The sequence below is a fragment of the Sphingomonas sp. IW22 genome, assembly GCF_041321155.1.
Classification (GTDB): Bacteria; Pseudomonadota; Alphaproteobacteria; order Sphingomonadales; family Sphingomonadaceae; genus Sphingomonas.
The window spans coordinates 2,274,833-2,289,877 of the sequence record NZ_JBGGWB010000001.1 but is presented as its reverse complement, the minus strand read 5'-3'; the positions used below and the strand labels follow the sequence as shown (position 1 = coordinate 2,289,877).

The 15,045-nt window shown below is 64.7% G+C and carries 16 protein-coding genes and 1 pseudogene; 16 read left to right on the top strand and 1 reads right to left on the bottom strand.

Features of this window, described 5'->3' with window-relative positions; genetic code table 11:
• Positions 1 to 270: 270 nt before the first annotated feature.
• Positions 271 to 2,685: a phosphoketolase family protein gene (locus ACAX61_RS11180; protein WP_354957104.1), complete on the bottom strand. Its 2,415-nt coding sequence runs from the start codon at positions 2,683 to 2,685 to the stop codon at positions 271 to 273.
• 145 nt (positions 2,686 to 2,830) lie between these two features.
• Here ACAX61_RS11180 and ACAX61_RS11175 point away from each other — a divergent pair, with 145 nt between their 5' ends.
• From ACAX61_RS11175 to ACAX61_RS11100, 16 genes and pseudogenes are all read left to right on the top strand, one after another.
• Complete coding sequence (locus tag ACAX61_RS11175; protein ID WP_370714813.1) at positions 2,831 to 3,055, top strand: hypothetical protein; 225 nt, start codon at positions 2,831 to 2,833, stop codon at positions 3,053 to 3,055.
• Positions 3,056 to 3,124: 69 nt separating this feature from the next.
• Positions 3,125 to 3,562, top strand: coding sequence for a heavy metal-responsive transcriptional regulator (locus ACAX61_RS11170; RefSeq protein WP_370714812.1), 438 nt, complete (start codon positions 3,125 to 3,127; stop codon positions 3,560 to 3,562).
• A gap of 235 nt (positions 3,563 to 3,797) precedes the next feature.
• Entirely contained in the window at positions 3,798 to 3,953 is a 156-nt protein-coding gene (locus ACAX61_RS11165; protein WP_370714811.1) for a hypothetical protein, read from the top strand.
• Between the two features lie 169 nt (positions 3,954 to 4,122).
• Positions 4,123 to 4,533 (top strand): hypothetical protein, encoded by a 411-nt coding sequence (locus tag ACAX61_RS11160; protein ID WP_158014297.1) that lies wholly within the window; start codon positions 4,123 to 4,125, stop codon positions 4,531 to 4,533.
• A gap of 403 nt (positions 4,534 to 4,936) precedes the next feature.
• Positions 4,937 to 6,919 (top strand): FAD-binding oxidoreductase, encoded by a 1,983-nt coding sequence (locus ACAX61_RS11155; RefSeq protein ID WP_370714810.1) that lies wholly within the window; start codon positions 4,937 to 4,939, stop codon positions 6,917 to 6,919.
• A 1-nt stretch (position 6,920) separates the two neighbouring features.
• Positions 6,921 to 7,604 carry an iron reductase gene (locus ACAX61_RS11150; protein ID WP_370714809.1) on the top strand — a complete coding sequence of 228 codons (684 nt, stop codon included), beginning with the start codon at positions 6,921 to 6,923 and terminating at the stop codon, positions 7,602 to 7,604.
• Positions 7,601 to 8,296, top strand: a complete 696-nt coding sequence (locus ACAX61_RS11145) for a cytochrome c3 family protein (RefSeq protein ID WP_370714808.1) — start codon at positions 7,601 to 7,603, stop codon at positions 8,294 to 8,296. The genes ACAX61_RS11150 and ACAX61_RS11145 overlap by 4 nt, the downstream gene beginning before the upstream one ends.
• 285 nt (positions 8,297 to 8,581) lie before the next feature.
• Positions 8,582 to 8,869 (top strand): annotated as a pseudogene (locus ACAX61_RS11140) (zinc-binding dehydrogenase); the annotation flags it as partial.
• 51 nt (positions 8,870 to 8,920) lie between these two features.
• Complete coding sequence (locus ACAX61_RS11135; RefSeq protein ID WP_370714807.1) at positions 8,921 to 9,286, top strand: transposase; 366 nt, start codon at positions 8,921 to 8,923, stop codon at positions 9,284 to 9,286.
• 8 nt (positions 9,287 to 9,294) lie between these two features.
• A complete protein-coding gene (locus ACAX61_RS11130; RefSeq protein ID WP_370714806.1) occupies positions 9,295 to 9,726 on the top strand; it encodes a transposase in 432 nt (143 codons plus the stop codon).
• Positions 9,723 to 10,079, top strand: a complete 357-nt coding sequence (tnpB, locus tag ACAX61_RS11125) for an IS66 family insertion sequence element accessory protein TnpB (protein WP_370714805.1) — start codon at positions 9,723 to 9,725, stop codon at positions 10,077 to 10,079. Before ACAX61_RS11130 ends, tnpB (ACAX61_RS11125) begins: the two co-directional genes overlap by 4 nt.
• A 33-nt stretch (positions 10,080 to 10,112) precedes the next feature.
• A complete protein-coding gene (gene tnpC / locus ACAX61_RS11120; protein ID WP_370714804.1) occupies positions 10,113 to 11,681 on the top strand; it encodes an IS66 family transposase in 1,569 nt (522 codons plus the stop codon).
• A 122-nt stretch (positions 11,682 to 11,803) separates the two neighbouring features.
• Positions 11,804 to 12,151, top strand: a complete 348-nt coding sequence (gene tnpB / locus ACAX61_RS11115) for an IS66 family insertion sequence element accessory protein TnpB (RefSeq protein WP_025292355.1) — start codon at positions 11,804 to 11,806, stop codon at positions 12,149 to 12,151.
• Between the two features lie 55 nt (positions 12,152 to 12,206).
• Positions 12,207 to 13,766: an IS66 family transposase gene (gene tnpC, locus ACAX61_RS11110; RefSeq protein ID WP_025292356.1), complete on the top strand. Its 1,560-nt coding sequence runs from the start codon at positions 12,207 to 12,209 to the stop codon at positions 13,764 to 13,766.
• Positions 13,718 to 14,062, top strand: a complete 345-nt coding sequence (locus ACAX61_RS11105) for a zinc-binding dehydrogenase (RefSeq protein ID WP_370714803.1) — start codon at positions 13,718 to 13,720, stop codon at positions 14,060 to 14,062. The genes tnpC (ACAX61_RS11110) and ACAX61_RS11105 overlap by 49 nt, the downstream gene beginning before the upstream one ends.
• A 366-nt stretch (positions 14,063 to 14,428) precedes the next feature.
• Entirely contained in the window at positions 14,429 to 14,929 is a 501-nt protein-coding gene (locus tag ACAX61_RS11100; RefSeq protein ID WP_230187274.1) for a DUF2721 domain-containing protein, read from the top strand.
• Positions 14,930 to 15,045: the final 116 nt, after the last annotated feature.

Genomic DNA, 15,045 nt, shown 5'->3' with positions numbered 1-15,045 from the left:
GGCTGACGTTCCGGAGCTCGGGTTTAGGTGGGGATGAAGCGCCCGCGAGCGGATGGCGCGCTGCCAAACGCTAGCGCCTACCACGCGCTCGACATTGTTCTTGAGTATGGCAGGCGGTGTGTCGAACCATATCAGGCAAATCAGGAAGAACCCTGCGGCCCCCACGATCACCGCAACCTCACGAGCGACATCTCGGGTAGTCCGCTGCTCGAGCAGTCTCGCCTTGAGCCTTGAGCAGCCGACGCTACGCAGCACACTTCGACGGGCGGTTCAATCGCCTGCGTCGGACGCAGCCCGGTAAGGCCAACTCCACTCGCGAATCCCGGGCATGTCCTCACCATAGGCCGTTATATATTGTTTGTGCTCGATCAGCCGGTCGCGAAACGCTTGCTTGGCGTGCGCGGTGGTGTCGGCAAGGCCCGGCACACGGTCGATCACATCCATTGCCAGATGGAACCGATCAAGATCGTTGCGCACGACCATGTCGAACGGTGTTGTGGTCGTCCCCTCCTCCTTGAAGCCGCGGACATGAAGATTGGCGTGGTTGGCTCGCCGGTAGGTCAGCCGGTGAATGAGGTACGGATAGCCATGGAAGGCAAAGACGATCGGCTTGTTTCGAGTGAACAGGCTGTCGAAGTCGTTGTCACTGAGGCCGTGTGGATGTTCGCTTCTTGGCTGAAGCGTCATCAAGTCGACGACGTTCACCACCCGGATCTTCAGTTCGGGAATGTGCTGACGAAGGAGGTCGACGGCCGCAAGCGTCTCGAGCGTCGGCACGTCGCCGGCGCAAGCCATGACGACATCCGGCTCCCTGCCGTCGCGATCGGTGCCCGCCCAGTCCCATATGCCCACCCCCGCAGCGCAATGCGTCTCCGCCTCGTCGGCGGTCAGCCATTGAGGTGCCGGTTGCTTGCCGGCCACGATCACGTTGATCCGGTCGTGGGTGCCCAGGCAGTGGTCAGCCACGCGCAGCAGGCAGTTGGCATCCGGTGGCAGATATACCCTGACCACATCGGCCTTTTTATTGACAACCAGATCGATGAAACCCGGATCCTGATGGCTGAAGCCGTTGTGGTCCTGCCGCCAGACATGACTGGTCAGCAGATAGTTGAACGAGGCGATCGGCCGACGCCAGTCCAGTCCGCGCGAGACCTTCAGCCATTTGGCATGCTGGTTGAACATCGAGTCGACGATGTGGACGAACGCCTCGTAGCAGTTGAACAGTCCGTGCCGTCCGGTCAGCAGATAGCCTTCAAGCCAGCCCTGGCAGAGATGCTCGGACAGTATTTCCATGACCCGCCCGCCGCGGGCAAGGTGCTCGTCATAAGGCTCGATCCGCTGCATCCAGGCGCGGTCGGTCACCTCGAACACCGCGTCCAGGCGGTTCGACGCGGTCTCGTCTGGTCCCATGACACGGAAGTTGCGGGCGTCCGCATTCAGTCGGAGCACGTCGGCGAGATACTTGCCCAGTTCCCGCGTCGCCTCGCCGATCGCGCCGCCGGATCTCGGGACCGCCACCGCATGGTCGCGCCAGTCGGGGCGCCTGAGTGCGCGACGCAGCCGGCCGCCATTGGCATAAGGTGTGGATCCCATCCGCTTGTCACCGGCGGGAGCCAGCGCGCGTAGCTCGGGCAAAAGCCGGCCGGCCGCATCAAACAGCTCCTCGGGACGATAGCTTTGCATCCATTCCTCGAGCAGCCGGCGGTGGGCGGCATTCTCCCGCGCCTCGGCGATCGGCACTTGATGCGCCCGCCAGAAGCCTTCGACCCTCTTGCCGTCGACGTCCTTGGGACCAGTCCAGCCCTTCGGACTGCGCAACACGATCATGGGCCAACCGATCGTGCCAGGAGCCTCCCCGGCGCGGGCGGCGTGCTGAATTTCCGCGATCCGGTCGAAGACGCGGTCCAACGTCGCCGCCATCTGCCGGTGCATGTCCATCGGATCGCTGCCCTCAACGAAGAAGGGCTCGTGACCATAGCCCTCGAGGAGCTGGCGCAGTACCGTGTCGTCCGACCGCCCCAGAATGGTGGGACCTGCGATTTTGTAGCCGTTAAGGTGCAGAATCGGCAGCACCACGCCGTCATGCACAGGATCGAGGAACTTGTTGCTGTGCCAGGAAGCGGCGAGCGGGCCGGTCTCGGCCTCACCGTCGCCGATCACGCAGGCGACCACCAAACCGGGATTGTCGAATGCCGCGCCATAGGCGTGGACGAGCGCATAGCCGAGCTCCCCACCCTCGTGGATGGAGCCCGGGGTTTCTGGCGCGGCGTGGCTCGGGATGCCGCCGGGGAAGGAGAATTGACGGAAGAGCTGACGCATGCCCTCCTCGTCGTCGCTGATCGCCGGATAGATCTCGCTGTAGGTACCTTCGAGCCAGGTGTTGGCGACCATTCCCGGCCCGCCATGACCCGGCCCACAAACGTAGAGGAGATCGGTATCGCGGGCGCGGATGATGCGGTTGAGATGGGCGTAGATGAAGTTCAGCCCCGGCGTCGTCCCCCAATGGCCGAGCAACCGCGGCTTGACGTGTTCGGGCGTCAGCGGCGCTCGAAGGAGCGGGTTGTCGAGCAGGTAAATCTGCCCGACAGAGAGATAATTCGCCGCGCGCCAATAACGGTCGATCAGCATCGCCTGCGTGTCCGAGAGACCGCTTATCGCCGGACTATTGTCTGCATGATCGGTCAAGCTCAATCTCCTCGACGTGAACAGCTTGTGCCCGACCCACTTGCTTTTCGTCCGACCTGCACTGGCAGGCTTTGATCTGCGTCAAAGACGTGACGCCGATCGAGCCGAATGATCGGGTGAACCAATCGCAGGCAGCAACCACAGCATGGCCGCTGACGACCAGAAAAATCGACCGGGCGGCGGGCGAGGCAGGGCCCGAGCTACCGCCGTCGTGATCGCCGCTCGCGGCGACGCCTTTAGCACCGTCGGGCTGCCGGGCATCAACGACGAGTTTGACGTGCAGTCGGATCCACCAACCGCCTCGATGGTTGAGGTGCAACGCCCCCTCGGCCTTTTTTTCAACCGCGTTCTCGCAGCCTTAGATTTTTGACCTCGGTCAAAAGAACGGCCTTGACCCTGGACTATGGTCCAAGCGCGATAGAGGTGGCGGAGGAAATTTGTGGCTGGCTTGACCATCGGCGCTTTCGCGAAGGCTGTCGGCGTGCGACCCGACACCGTTCGCTATTATGAGCGCAACGGTCTCCTGCCGCACCCCGCACGGTCGTCGGCGGGTTACCGCTTGTACGCGGAGAGCGATCTCGAGCGGGTGCGCTTCATACGCAAGGCGCAACAGCTTGGCTTCACGCTCGCCGAGATTGGACTCCTTCTCACGCTGCGGGCTTCGGACACCGCTCGCGCCGCGGACGTTCTGGACATTACGGAGAGGAAGATCGCGGAGTCCACTTCCCGGATCATCGATCTCAATCGCATCAAGGATGCACTCGAGAGGCTCGCCGCCGAGTGCCCGGTGGATGCTCCGGTTTCTGACTGTCCGATTCTTGCGCACCTCGCGAACACGAGCGCCCCTGCTTTCGGCGCGCACGGGGCGACAGCATGAGATTTGGTCCCCTACCCGATGTGACCCGCCGGGACAGCGGAGCTGGAGGTCCGCGCGCTGCCGACGAACTGCCGGCGGTCTCTACCCGCAAATCGATCGGACAGAAGAACGGGCCTTTTGAGCTCGGGAGAGGGACTGCGGGGCATACAACCGAACAGAGAAAGGTAACATCATGAAACTTCTTATGGCAGCAACCGCGTCGCTCTCCCTGGTTCCGCTTGCGGGGTGTGCAACGATGAGGGACGCAACTCCCGAACAGCGGGCGAGTTGCGAGCGCATGGAACAAACCATGGGCACCAACACGACGCACGACCACAATGAGATGAAGGGCATGGGCATGAACCCGATGAATCTCAGCCACGCACGCTGTCAGCAGATCCTCGCACAATAGTCGCGCGACCTGAGTCGCTCGTCGAGTCGCCATAGAGTCTCTGCGTCGGGCAACCGACTGCTTTACTTGTAGCGACTTGGCGAACGACGAGGGTGACAGCATCTCTTCGCTGCCGGGACTTATGCTGCGGAGACAGTGCAGAGTTTCAACCGTTGAAAGGAGTAAGACTATGAAGAACCTAAGAAGGAGTATCCGCCGACCGGTTTTCGCCTCCACAGCCGCCATGTTAGCGCTCTTGAGCGTGACAGCGTGCGACGGTTCAAAAGACGCACCGGCCAATATCACGGCTGGTGACGAGAACGTCGCGCTGCCGGAAGACGAAAGCAGGGAAGAGCACCACGAGCAGGGAGTGGCGGCCGAGATGCACAATCGGATGTCCACTCAGCAAGGCAACCAGATGGGTGCAGGCCAGGGCGGAATGGCGGACGATCAGATGGGGGCCGGCGGCATGATGGATGATAAGATGCCGATGGGCAACTCCACGGCCAAGCCGGATACCGGCAAGGATAAGGCCATGCCGAAGGATAAGGCCATGCCGATGGAAGACGACGAGCCCATGCCGATGAAAGACGACATGTAGCGTGAAACTCTCGCCCGCGGGGAATTTGGCAATGGTGGTTCAACAATGGCTCTTTGGACGGTGAGCGGCGCGACAACGATCGTCGATGCTTGCCTGGAACGGGTGGCGTGGGTTCAGGCTCCAGTGCTCGCGCCCCTGATCTCGATGTCGTCGGCGCAGCGCCCCCCCCCCCCCCGGCCCTGCGCCGGCGGCACTGCTCGCGACACTTGTCGCATGACGAATAACTCGATAAGTCACCCATCAACTGCGGAAATTTCAGCACAAAGAGGCCGCAACTCGTGCCTGAGGGAGCGGCACCAGCGCCGCTCCGCCGGCAGTCCAAGCTGTCGATTGCCAAGCCGGCGCCGATGCCGGCCGCGGCCCAACCGATGCCGATGAAGGATGACAAGTAAGGAATCCTGATGTGAAGTACGGTCCTGCCCAGATCATCTCGCGCCGTACGTGGACGACGATGAAAATCGTTCGGCTGGGATTCGCGGCGCCAATGGCGCTCTTCGGATCCTCAGCGGCGCTGGCGCAGGCGTCGCCCTCCGAGCACGCTTCGCATCATCCGGGCGCCGCTGCCGCACCGGCGAACGCAATGCCGGCAGCCGACACAAAGGTGGCAGCCCCGCAGGGCGCACCCGCCCCTCCCCCCGCGGGCGGAATGACGGGCATGATGAAGGGGATGATGTCGCCATCCCCAGGTGGCGGGGAAGCAGCTGGAGCCGAAGCAGGCTGCTGCGGGATCGTAGGCGGCAAGCCGTTCTACCCGGCCATGATGAACTTCCCAGCGCTGACGGACAAGACGCGCGCAGCCATCAGGACCGAAGCGATCGCGCGCCTCGGATCGGGCGCGGCGGCCGTCACGGCCGGGCAGGTCGAACTCCATCGCGCCCAATCGTCGAACGACCCGGTGGCTGCGCAGGCAGCCATCGGCCTGGTGCGCGATGGGGTGTCGCTCGCGGAAAGCGGCAACAGTGCGTTGCAAGGCCTGAACCAAAATCAGCCGCCGCCACGCATCGCGCTCGCCTGGTTCAAGCGCGAGATGAGCGTGACACCGGAAAGCGACATGATCATGGACGGCGGCTTTCGTGACCTGTCCTGGCTTCACGTCGCCGCCATGCTGCTGCTTGCAGCCGCGCTCGTTGCGGCATTCCTGCTACGCCGGGCGCGGCTACAGCGTATCGGCGCCCTGGCGCAGCGGCTGACTCCCGGGGGGCAGCCGCCCGGCACCGCTCCTGCGGCAGCGGTCGCACCGAAGGCGCCGGGGCCCGTCGCGGGTGCCCCGGTTGGGGCGCCCCCCCCGGTCAAGCCGCCGGTCAAACGGCCCTGGAAGGGCGTCCTGCGGATCAAGGCGATCTTCGACGAGACGCCGACGGTCAAGACTTTCCGGCTGATGGAACCCAATCTAGAGTCGATCCCCTTTACGTTCCTGCCGGGACAATATGCGTCGATCACCTCCGAGATTGACGGTCAAAAAGTGCGGCGCTCCTACACGATCTCTTCTTCGCCCACCCAGCACGACTATATCGAGCTTACCGTAAAGCGCGAGGAGCATGGCCTAGAGTCCCGCCACCTCCACGATCATGCACAGACTGGCGATCTGCTCGAGATCACCGCGCCGGCCGGAAATTTCTTCTTCACCGGCAAGGAAGCCGACGGCATCGTCCTGATCGCCGGGGGTGTGGGCATCACGCCGATGATGAGTGTTTTGCGCTACCTTACTGATCGATCGTACCCGTATGAAATCCACCTTATCTACGGTGTTCGTACTCCCGCTGACCTGATTTTCCGCGAGGAATGCGCGTATCTCGCCAGTCGGCACCCGAACGTCACCATCCTGTCGATCGTCTCGTCCGCGGAAGGCACCGACTGGAAGGGCCCGGTCGGCTTCATCACGGCGGACTTCATCGCCGGCTGTGTCGACGATATCGTGAAACGCCGCATTCATCTTTGCGGCCCGCCGCCGATGATGGACGCGGTCAAAGCGGCGCTGGAGGAACTCCACGTCCCGTCGGATCAGGTCAAGACCGAGGACTTCGCGCCGCCCAAAGGCGGTCCCGTTCCCGATAAGGAGCCCGACGACGAGCCCCCGGCTCCGCCGGCGGATGCGGCTGGCGGCGGTGCGGCGCCACCTTCGGCTCAGGCGACCGTCAACTTTTCCAAGTCCGGGAAGTCAGGAAACCTGGCGCCGGACCAATCCGTGCTCGAGGCTGCCGAAGCGATCGGCGTTGTGATCGACTTCGAATGCCGGGTCGGGATCTGCGGGCGCTGCAAGGTGCCGCTTAGCGAAGGTACGGTGACGATGGAGGTTGAGGACGCGCTCTCGGCCGACGAGAAGGCGGGCGGCATGATCCTCGCATGCCAAGCAAAATCTGCGAGCAACCTGGTCGTGGACGCCTGACGTGACCGAAAGCGAGAAGGTCACCGTTGGCGGCATGCTCAGCGCTCTCGTCCTGATCGTGCCCGCGTTCCTGGTGCACGTCGCGCCTCGCTTTCCCGGCAGCCTGACAGGCTCATTGTTCGGCATCGCCGCGGCAGTGCTCTTCCTGCTGCTGCTGTCCTATTCGGCCGTGAAGCGGCTGCCGTGGGTAAAGGAGCGCACGAAAGAGCATGTCTCGATCGGCGCTGTTCTGACCTTTCACGTCTATGCTGGCGCAGTCGGGGCGCTGCTCGGCATCATTCACTCGGGACACAAGTTCCAGAGCCCGCTCGGAATTGCACTGACCCTGTCCATGCTCACGGTCGTGGCAAGCGGGTTCGTTGGTCGATACTACCTCGCTCACATCGGCCAGGACTTGCGCGACCAGCAGAAGGAGCTCGGTGTCTTGCGCACTCGCTACGACAGTCTCGCGCTGGCCGCGGCGGGGCTCAAGGATCAGGCCGTGGTCGACCCTAACGGTGTCCCGCTCGGGCAACTGCTCGGAGCGATGTCGGATCTCGAATTCGCGATCACGGCGCGCGAAACGCTCAAGCGCACGCTGGCGCGCTGGGTGTTTCTGCACATCGCAGCGTCGATCGTAATGTATGCGTTGCTGGTGCTGCACATCTGGAGCGGGATTTACTACGGCCTGAGGTGGCTCGGATGAAGCTGCCCGGCGCATCCCTGCTTGTTCTCGTGGGAGCTGCGCTTCTCTTGGCGATCGCCGTGCCGGTCTCGATCTATCGCTCCGATGGCGACGCGATACCGGGCTGGAGCGCGGTCGTGCGTCCGGGGCCGTTGTCCAAGGCTCACGCATTCCTCGGAGATAAATGTGCGAGCTGTCATACGCCCAACGAGGGCGTCACTGTCGACAAGTGCGTTGCCTGCCACGTGCCGGCCAAGGAACTGCTGTCGAAGCCCTCGACGGTGTTCCACGCCAATGTGACGACCTGCAGTGGTTGTCATGTGGAGCACCAAGGGCGCGACAAACGCCCCATCAAGATGGACCACGCCGTTCTCGAGAAGCTCGCGCTCCGCCAAGCGGGCAAGCCCGTCGCGCTCGATTGCAAGGGGTGCCACGTCTTCAAGGACAAGCACCAGGAATTCTTCGGGCCAAAATGTGCGACTTGCCATGCCACCGACACGTGGAAAATCGTCGGCTTCCTTCACCCAAGCCCGAAATCGAAGGAATGCGCGCAGTGCCACAAGCCGCCGCCGAGCCATCTGATGATGCATTTCGAGATGATGGACAGGTCGATCACCGGCCAACGAAACGCAACCGTCAACCAGTGCTTCGCCTGTCACCAGACCGATTCGTTCAACAACATCAAAGGGGTAGGTCGGGTCGATATGCACTGAAACGCTAGTAACGGGGAACTGAAGTTTCACCGCGAAAGGCCAAAGCTCGACACTTTCTCACCGGATGCAATGTGGCCGCCGCACAGCGCTGACGCTGGACCGGATCCTCGACGCAATGCGACACCTTCGCCCATGCGGCCGGCACGCAAGCCCAAGGTGATCATCGCGGCTTGGTCGCATTCGTCCACAGCACCGACGCGCGCACGAGCTGGATGGGAAACGGGCAACCCAGTCCTTTTTTGTCGTTGTCGCTTTTGACTAAGGTCAAAAGAACGGCCTTGACCCTGGACTATGATCCAGGGCGCCGGAGGCCTCGGCCATCTGGCCATCCAGTATGCCAAGGCCATGGGACTGTCCGTCGCGGCGATCGACATCGACGACACAAAGCTCGAACATGCCAAGCGCCTCGGTGCCGATCTCGCGATCAACGCCAAGGCGGGTGACCCGGCGGAAGCCTTGAAGAAAGCGACGGGCGGCGGTGCTCACGGCGTCCTGATCACGGCGCCCTCCCTCCCCGCGTTCAAGCAGGGAGTCGCCATGACCCGCAGTAAGCGTGGCCTGAGGGCCGCCTTGCCCGTTTGGCCGTAGCCGGGATGCTTATCGTCTTTGACGAGGGCGCGGGCGGTGCGGGAAGTTTTCGGTTCTGAGACTGGTCGTACGAGCGCTCGTACGACTGGTCGTGTGGAGGTGGTCGGCCGGGTATCGGGCCGACGGAGCTGGTCGGACGCGGAGAAGCTGGAGATCCTGGCCGAGGCGTTCCGGCCGGGCGTGCGGGTCCGTGATGTCATCGCCCGGCGCGAGGTGTCGAGCAGCCTGATCTATACGTGGCGCAAGCAGGCGCGGCTGGGCAAGCTGGGCGGGGTCGCGCCTGCGCTGCCGTCATTCGCCGAGGTGCGCGTGGCCGATGTCGCCGCACCTGCGCCGCAGCCGGCGACATCCGTAAGCGGTGTCCCGGCCCCACCTTGGCTGACGCCTGATCGCGCGCGATGAGCGGGCGGATGGATGAGGACGCGCTTGGGGGTGCACTGGACACCCGCACTGGAGTTGGTCGGGAGCCTGTTCGGCGGCTCGAGGTGCTTGGCGCGCTGGCCGGCCGGCGGCGTTCGTGGACGCTCGAGCAGAAGCTGGCGATCGTTGCGGAAGCCGAGCATTGCGACAACCTGACGAGCCTTGCCCGTAGGCACGATATCCGGACCTCGCAGCTTTACACGTGGCGCCGGGAGCTTCGCTACGCGATGGAGGCCGGGCGGACCGCGACGGAGACCGAGCCGATGTTCGTCCCGGCGGTTGCTGCGAGCGCGATGCCGACGGCGAGGCCTGGCGACCTCGCCATCGAGGTGGAGATCGACGGCGCCGTGGTGCGGATCACGCGCGCCGCGAAGCCCGATCTGGCTGCGGCCGTCGTGCAGGCCCTGCGGGCGCCGCGATGATCGGCCCGGGCACGGATGCGCGGGTGCTCATTGCGACACGGCCGGTGGACTTCCGCAAGGGGCCGGACTCGCTGGCTGCGCTGATCAAGGCGGAGCTCGGCGCCGATCCGTTCACCGGCGTCGTCTACGTGTTCCGGGCAAAGCGCGCCGACCGGATCAAGCTGGTCTGGTGGGACGGGACGGGCCTTTGCCTGATGGCCAAGCGCCTGGAGCAGGGCGGCTTCCGCTGGCCCCGCATCCAGGACGGCATGATGCGCCTCACCGCCGCTCAGCTTGGCGCGCTGCTCGAAGGGCTCGACTGGCGACGCGTGCATGGCACCCGGCGTCCGCTGGCTCCCCGGATCGCCGCTTGACGCTGGTCGGGCGCGCTGATTCAACGGCTGCCGATGCTGCTGGCGGCCGACCTTCCTGATGATCCCGAGGCGCTGCGCGCGATCATCGTCGGCCAGGCCGAAGAGCAGCGGCGCCTCGCCGATCGGGTCGCGGAGTTGGAGACGGCCGGCACCGAAGCCGATGCCGAGATCGCCCGGCTGACCGCGATCATCGCCGTATTCCGGCGACATCGGTTCGGTGCCCGCTCGGAGCAACTGGACCAAGACCAGCTTCAGCTTGGCCTTGAAGATCTCGATGCCGCCATCGCCGGCGTGGAGGCGAGCCGCGAAGCCCGGATGGCGGGTTCCGACAACCCCCCACGCAAGTCCAACCGCGGGAGCCTGCCGGCGCATCTCGAACGGATCGAGCGCGTGCTCGAGCTCGAGGACAGGTCCTGCGCCTGCTGCGGCGGCGATCTCCACGTCATCGGCGAGGATGTCGCCGAGCGGCTCGATGTCGTGCCCGCCAGCTTCCGTGTCCTGGTCACGCGGCGCCCGCGCTATGGCTGCCGCGCCTGCGAGGCTCCGCCCGTGCAAGCCGCGGCAGCGCCGCGCATTGTCGAGAACGGCATCCCCACTGAAGCGCTCGTCGCCCATGTGCTGGTCGCCAAGTATGCCGACCACCTGCCGCTCTACCGCCAGGCGCAGATCTATGCCCGACAGGGCGTCCGGCTCGATCGTTCGACGCTCGCCGACTGGACGGGCCGCGCGGCCTGGTGGCTGGCGCCGCTGCGCGATCATCTGCTCGCCGAACTCAGACGTAGCGGCAGGCTGTTCGCCGACGAGACCACTGCACCGGTTCTCGATCCGGGGCGCGGGCGCACGAAGACCGGGCAGCTATGGGCCTATGTGCGCGACGATCGGCCCTGGGGCGGATCCGACCCGCCGGCGGTCGCCTATCGCTACGCGCCCGATCGCAAGGGCGAGCGACCAGTCGAACATCTCGCCGGCTTTTCAGGCATCCTGCAGGTCGATGGCTATGGCGGCTATGCTGCGCTGGCGCGTCGCGGCGACGTGCGGCTCGCGTTCTGCTGGGCGCATGTGCGCCGCCGGTTCTACGAACTTGCCGCGCAGGGAAACTCGCCGGTCGCTGCCGAGACGCTTCAGCGCATCGCCGCCCTCTACCGGATCGAGACCGACATCCGCGGCGCCGATCCCGACCGACGACGGGCCGTTCGTGCCGAGCACAGCGCGCCCATCGTGACCGAACTTCGCCGGTTCCTCGACGACAGGCTCGCCCGGATGAGTGCCAAGAGCCGGCTTGCCGAAGCGATCCGCTACGCGCTTACCCGCTGGGACGGTCTCACGCTGTTCCTGACCGATGGCCGGATCGAACTCGACAACAACACGGTCGAACGCAGCATCCGGCCCCTGGCGCTCAACCGCAAAAACGCCCTGTTCGCCGGCTCGGACCACGGCGGCGAAACCTGGGCCGTGATCGCCTCCCTCATCGAGACCTGCAAGCTGAACGAGGTCCACCCGGAAGCTTGGTTGGCCAGCACCCTGACCAAACTCGCTGAAGGCCATAGCAATCAGCAGCTCGGCGAACTCATGCCGTGGAATTACTCGCCCGCCGTGGGGTGAGAACATCGCTTACCGACATCCACGTCTGGCCTCATCTGCATCGAATTTCCGGGTGGCGTCCGAGTGAGCGTGGACGGGTCGGTGGACGCCGGCGCGCTGGCGCGAGTGTTGTCGGTGCTGCGTTGAGCCCCACGCCGTTGCCGACGCGGGTGTTCCTGGCGTGTGGCGTCACCGACATGCGCAAAGGGTTCGATGGCCTGGCGGTACTGGTGCAGCAGGTGCTGGCCCAGAACCCGCACTCGGGCGCGTTGTTCGCGTTCCGGGGCAAGCGGGGTCATCTGGTCAAGCTGCTGTGGTTCGATGGGCAAGGCCTGTGCCTGTTCTCCAAGCGGCTCGACCGGGGTCGGTTCGTCTGGCCGGTGACCGCGACGGGCACGGTGACGCTGACGCCGGCACAATTGTCGATGCTGCTGGAGGGCATCGACTGGCGTCGCCCAGAGCGGACGTTCACGCCGACGCTGGCGGGGTGAAAACGGCGGTTTTGCGACGCTTTTTCTCGCCCGTCGATGCGTGATCTGTTATGAAATGCGGGTGCTGGAAGCGCCTGTTTCCCCTGCTGATGCCACCGCGCGGATCGCCGCGCTGGAGGCATCGCTCGCCCGGGCGAATGCCGCGCTCGCCGCCCGCGATCTGCTCATCGACACGTTGCGCGGGCAGATCGCCCGACTGCGGCGGATGCAGTTCGGTGCCTCCTCCGAGAAGTTGGGCCGCGAGATCGAACAGCTCGAGCTGGCGCTGGAAGAGCTGGAAACGGAGCGGGATGTTTCCGAAGTCGAGACTGCGGCGCCTGGAGTAGCGCCGCGCCTGGCACCGGTCCGCAGTCTGCCGGAGCATCTGCCGCGCGAGGAGGTCGTCCACGAGCCGGCGTCCGGTATCTGCACCTGCCCGGACTGCGGTGGTGCGCTGCGCCGGCTGGGCGTGGACGCGCACGAGATGCTCGACATCGTGCCGGTGCGCTGGCGGGTCGTGCGCAACGTCCGCCCCAAATACAGCTGCCGGTCTTGCGAGAAGATCGTCCAGGCACCCGCGCCGGTCAGCGCTGTGGCGCGGGGCAAGGCGACCTTCGCGACGCTGGCGCACGTCGTCGTCTCCAAGTTCGACCACCATCTGCCGTTGTACCGCCAGGCCGAGATGATGGCCGCGCAGGGGCTCGAGATCGACCGCTCGACGCTCGCGGGCTGGGCCGGGCAAGCTGCAGCACTGCTCGACCCGGTGGTCAGCCGTATCCGTGACGAGGTGCTCAAGGCCGACAAGATCCACGCCGACGACACGCCGGTGCCGGTGCTCGACCCCGGCCGTGGCAAGACCGCGACCGGGCGGCTGTGGGTGTACGCCGCCGACGACCAGGCGTCCGGCAGCACGACACCGCCCGCAACATGGTATCGCTTCACGCCCGACCGCACCGCGGCGCACCCGCAGGCGCATCTCGCCGGCTTTCGCGGCTTTCTCCAGGCCGATGCCTATGCGGGCTATGACGCCCTGTACCGCGGTGGCGTCACAGAGGTGGCATGCTGGGCACACTTCCGGCGCAAGGTGTTCGACCTGCACGAGCGCCTCTCCACGCCGCTGACCACCGATATCCTGGAGCGCATCGGCGCGCTCTATGCCGTCGAGGCGGAGGTGCGTGGTCAGCCGCCGGATGTACGCCGTCGAGCGCGACAGGAACGAAGCCAGTCGCTGGTCGACGCCTTGCGCGAGGTGCTCGACGCTGCCCTTCGCCGCCTGTCGCCCAAGTCCGACATGGCCAAAGCCATCGCCTATGGCACCAAACGCTGGCCGGCGCTGTGCCGCTTCCTGGGTGACGGGCGTCTGGAGATCGACAACAACATCGCGGAGCGGGCCCTGCGCGGCGTCGCCGTGGGAAGGCGCAACTGGCTGTTCGCGGGTTCGCGCGCAGGCGGCGAGCGAGCCGCCGCCATCTACACCGTCATCCAGACCTGCAAGGCCAACGGCGTCGACCCGCAGGCCTATATCGCCGATGTCATCGCCAGGGTCGCCGGCGACTGGCCCGCCACCCGCTGGGACGAGCTGATGCCGTGGAACTGGGTGCCCCAGACAGATCAGCCAACAGCCCAAGCCGCATAAACTGCGGTCCTCACGCCACGCTTACGACCCGCAAGCGCGGAACCTGCGTGCTGGTCGGGCTGCCGCCCGGCGAGTTTCCGGTCTCGCTCTTCGATGTAGTCGTTGACTGCATCACCATTCGCGGATCGTTCGTCGGCACCCGCCAAGACATGGCCGAAGCCCTCGCATTTGCCGCCGAGGGCAAGGTCAAGGCGAATATCGAACTGCAGCCGCTGTCGGCGATCAACGAGGTTCTGGGCCGGCTGCAACGTGGCGATGTGGCCGCGCGCGTCGTCCTCGATTTCGCGGGCAGCTGATCGTTATGACACGGCTCTCGATCGCATCGGCCGGCGCGAGATATGGCGGGCGCCGGCCTGCTTGGCCTGTCGGCGGTTTTCGCGCGCTCAACGTGAAAGATTGTCGGGTTTTACACCCAAGTCCTCGGTCAACCACTTGTTCTCAGTACCACAAGGCACCGCCGAGCCACTATATGGTGCACTTTGAAATGATGGATAAGTCGATTACGGGTCAGAGAGCCGCGGGTGGATCAGTTCTTTGCGTGCCACCGGACCGACTCGTTCAATAACATCAAGGGCGTTGGCATGGTCAAAGTAACACTGACCTCAGCAAGTCCCGGCGTTACCATGGCTATCTGGCAAATCCGCAGTTAAACCGGTCTCATTATGCTAGACATTGACATTGGCCATCCTTCATCGCTGGACAGCGTCACGCATATAATTCAGGTCGCGTTGACACCTATATTCCTGCTCTCAGGTATCGCGGCGCTCCTCAACGTGTTCTCGACTCGCCTCGCCCGTGTGGCCGACCGGGTGGATCAGCTTGCGCTAGCGCTCGAGAGAGCCAATGCAGCGGACGGCTTACTCCTTTCGGTCCAGCTAGCCTATCAGCGGAGGCGATCGCTGGTGCTTGATGCGGCCGTCGTGCTCGGCGCTCTCGCTGGAGGAGCGACCAGCAGCGCAACGCTTGTGCTCTTTCTCGGCGCTTTGCGCAATAACACGGTCGTCTCGGCGTTGTTCATACTTTTTGGTTTGGCAATTGTGTTCACCATCGGCGCACTCGCGGCGTTCGTGACGGAAATGCTGATGGCGAGTCGCGGTTTGCGGAGCACGGTCGCTGAACACTGCCGATCGGACCCGTGCACCAACGGCCCACAAGACGGTTGAGTTCACAGGCTCTCGCCCTAGCCGCCGCCACGAGCCTTCTCCTTTTTGATCAGGGTCAAAAGAACGACCTTGACCCTGGACTATGATCCAAGCGCGATAGAGCGATTGAGGTCAGT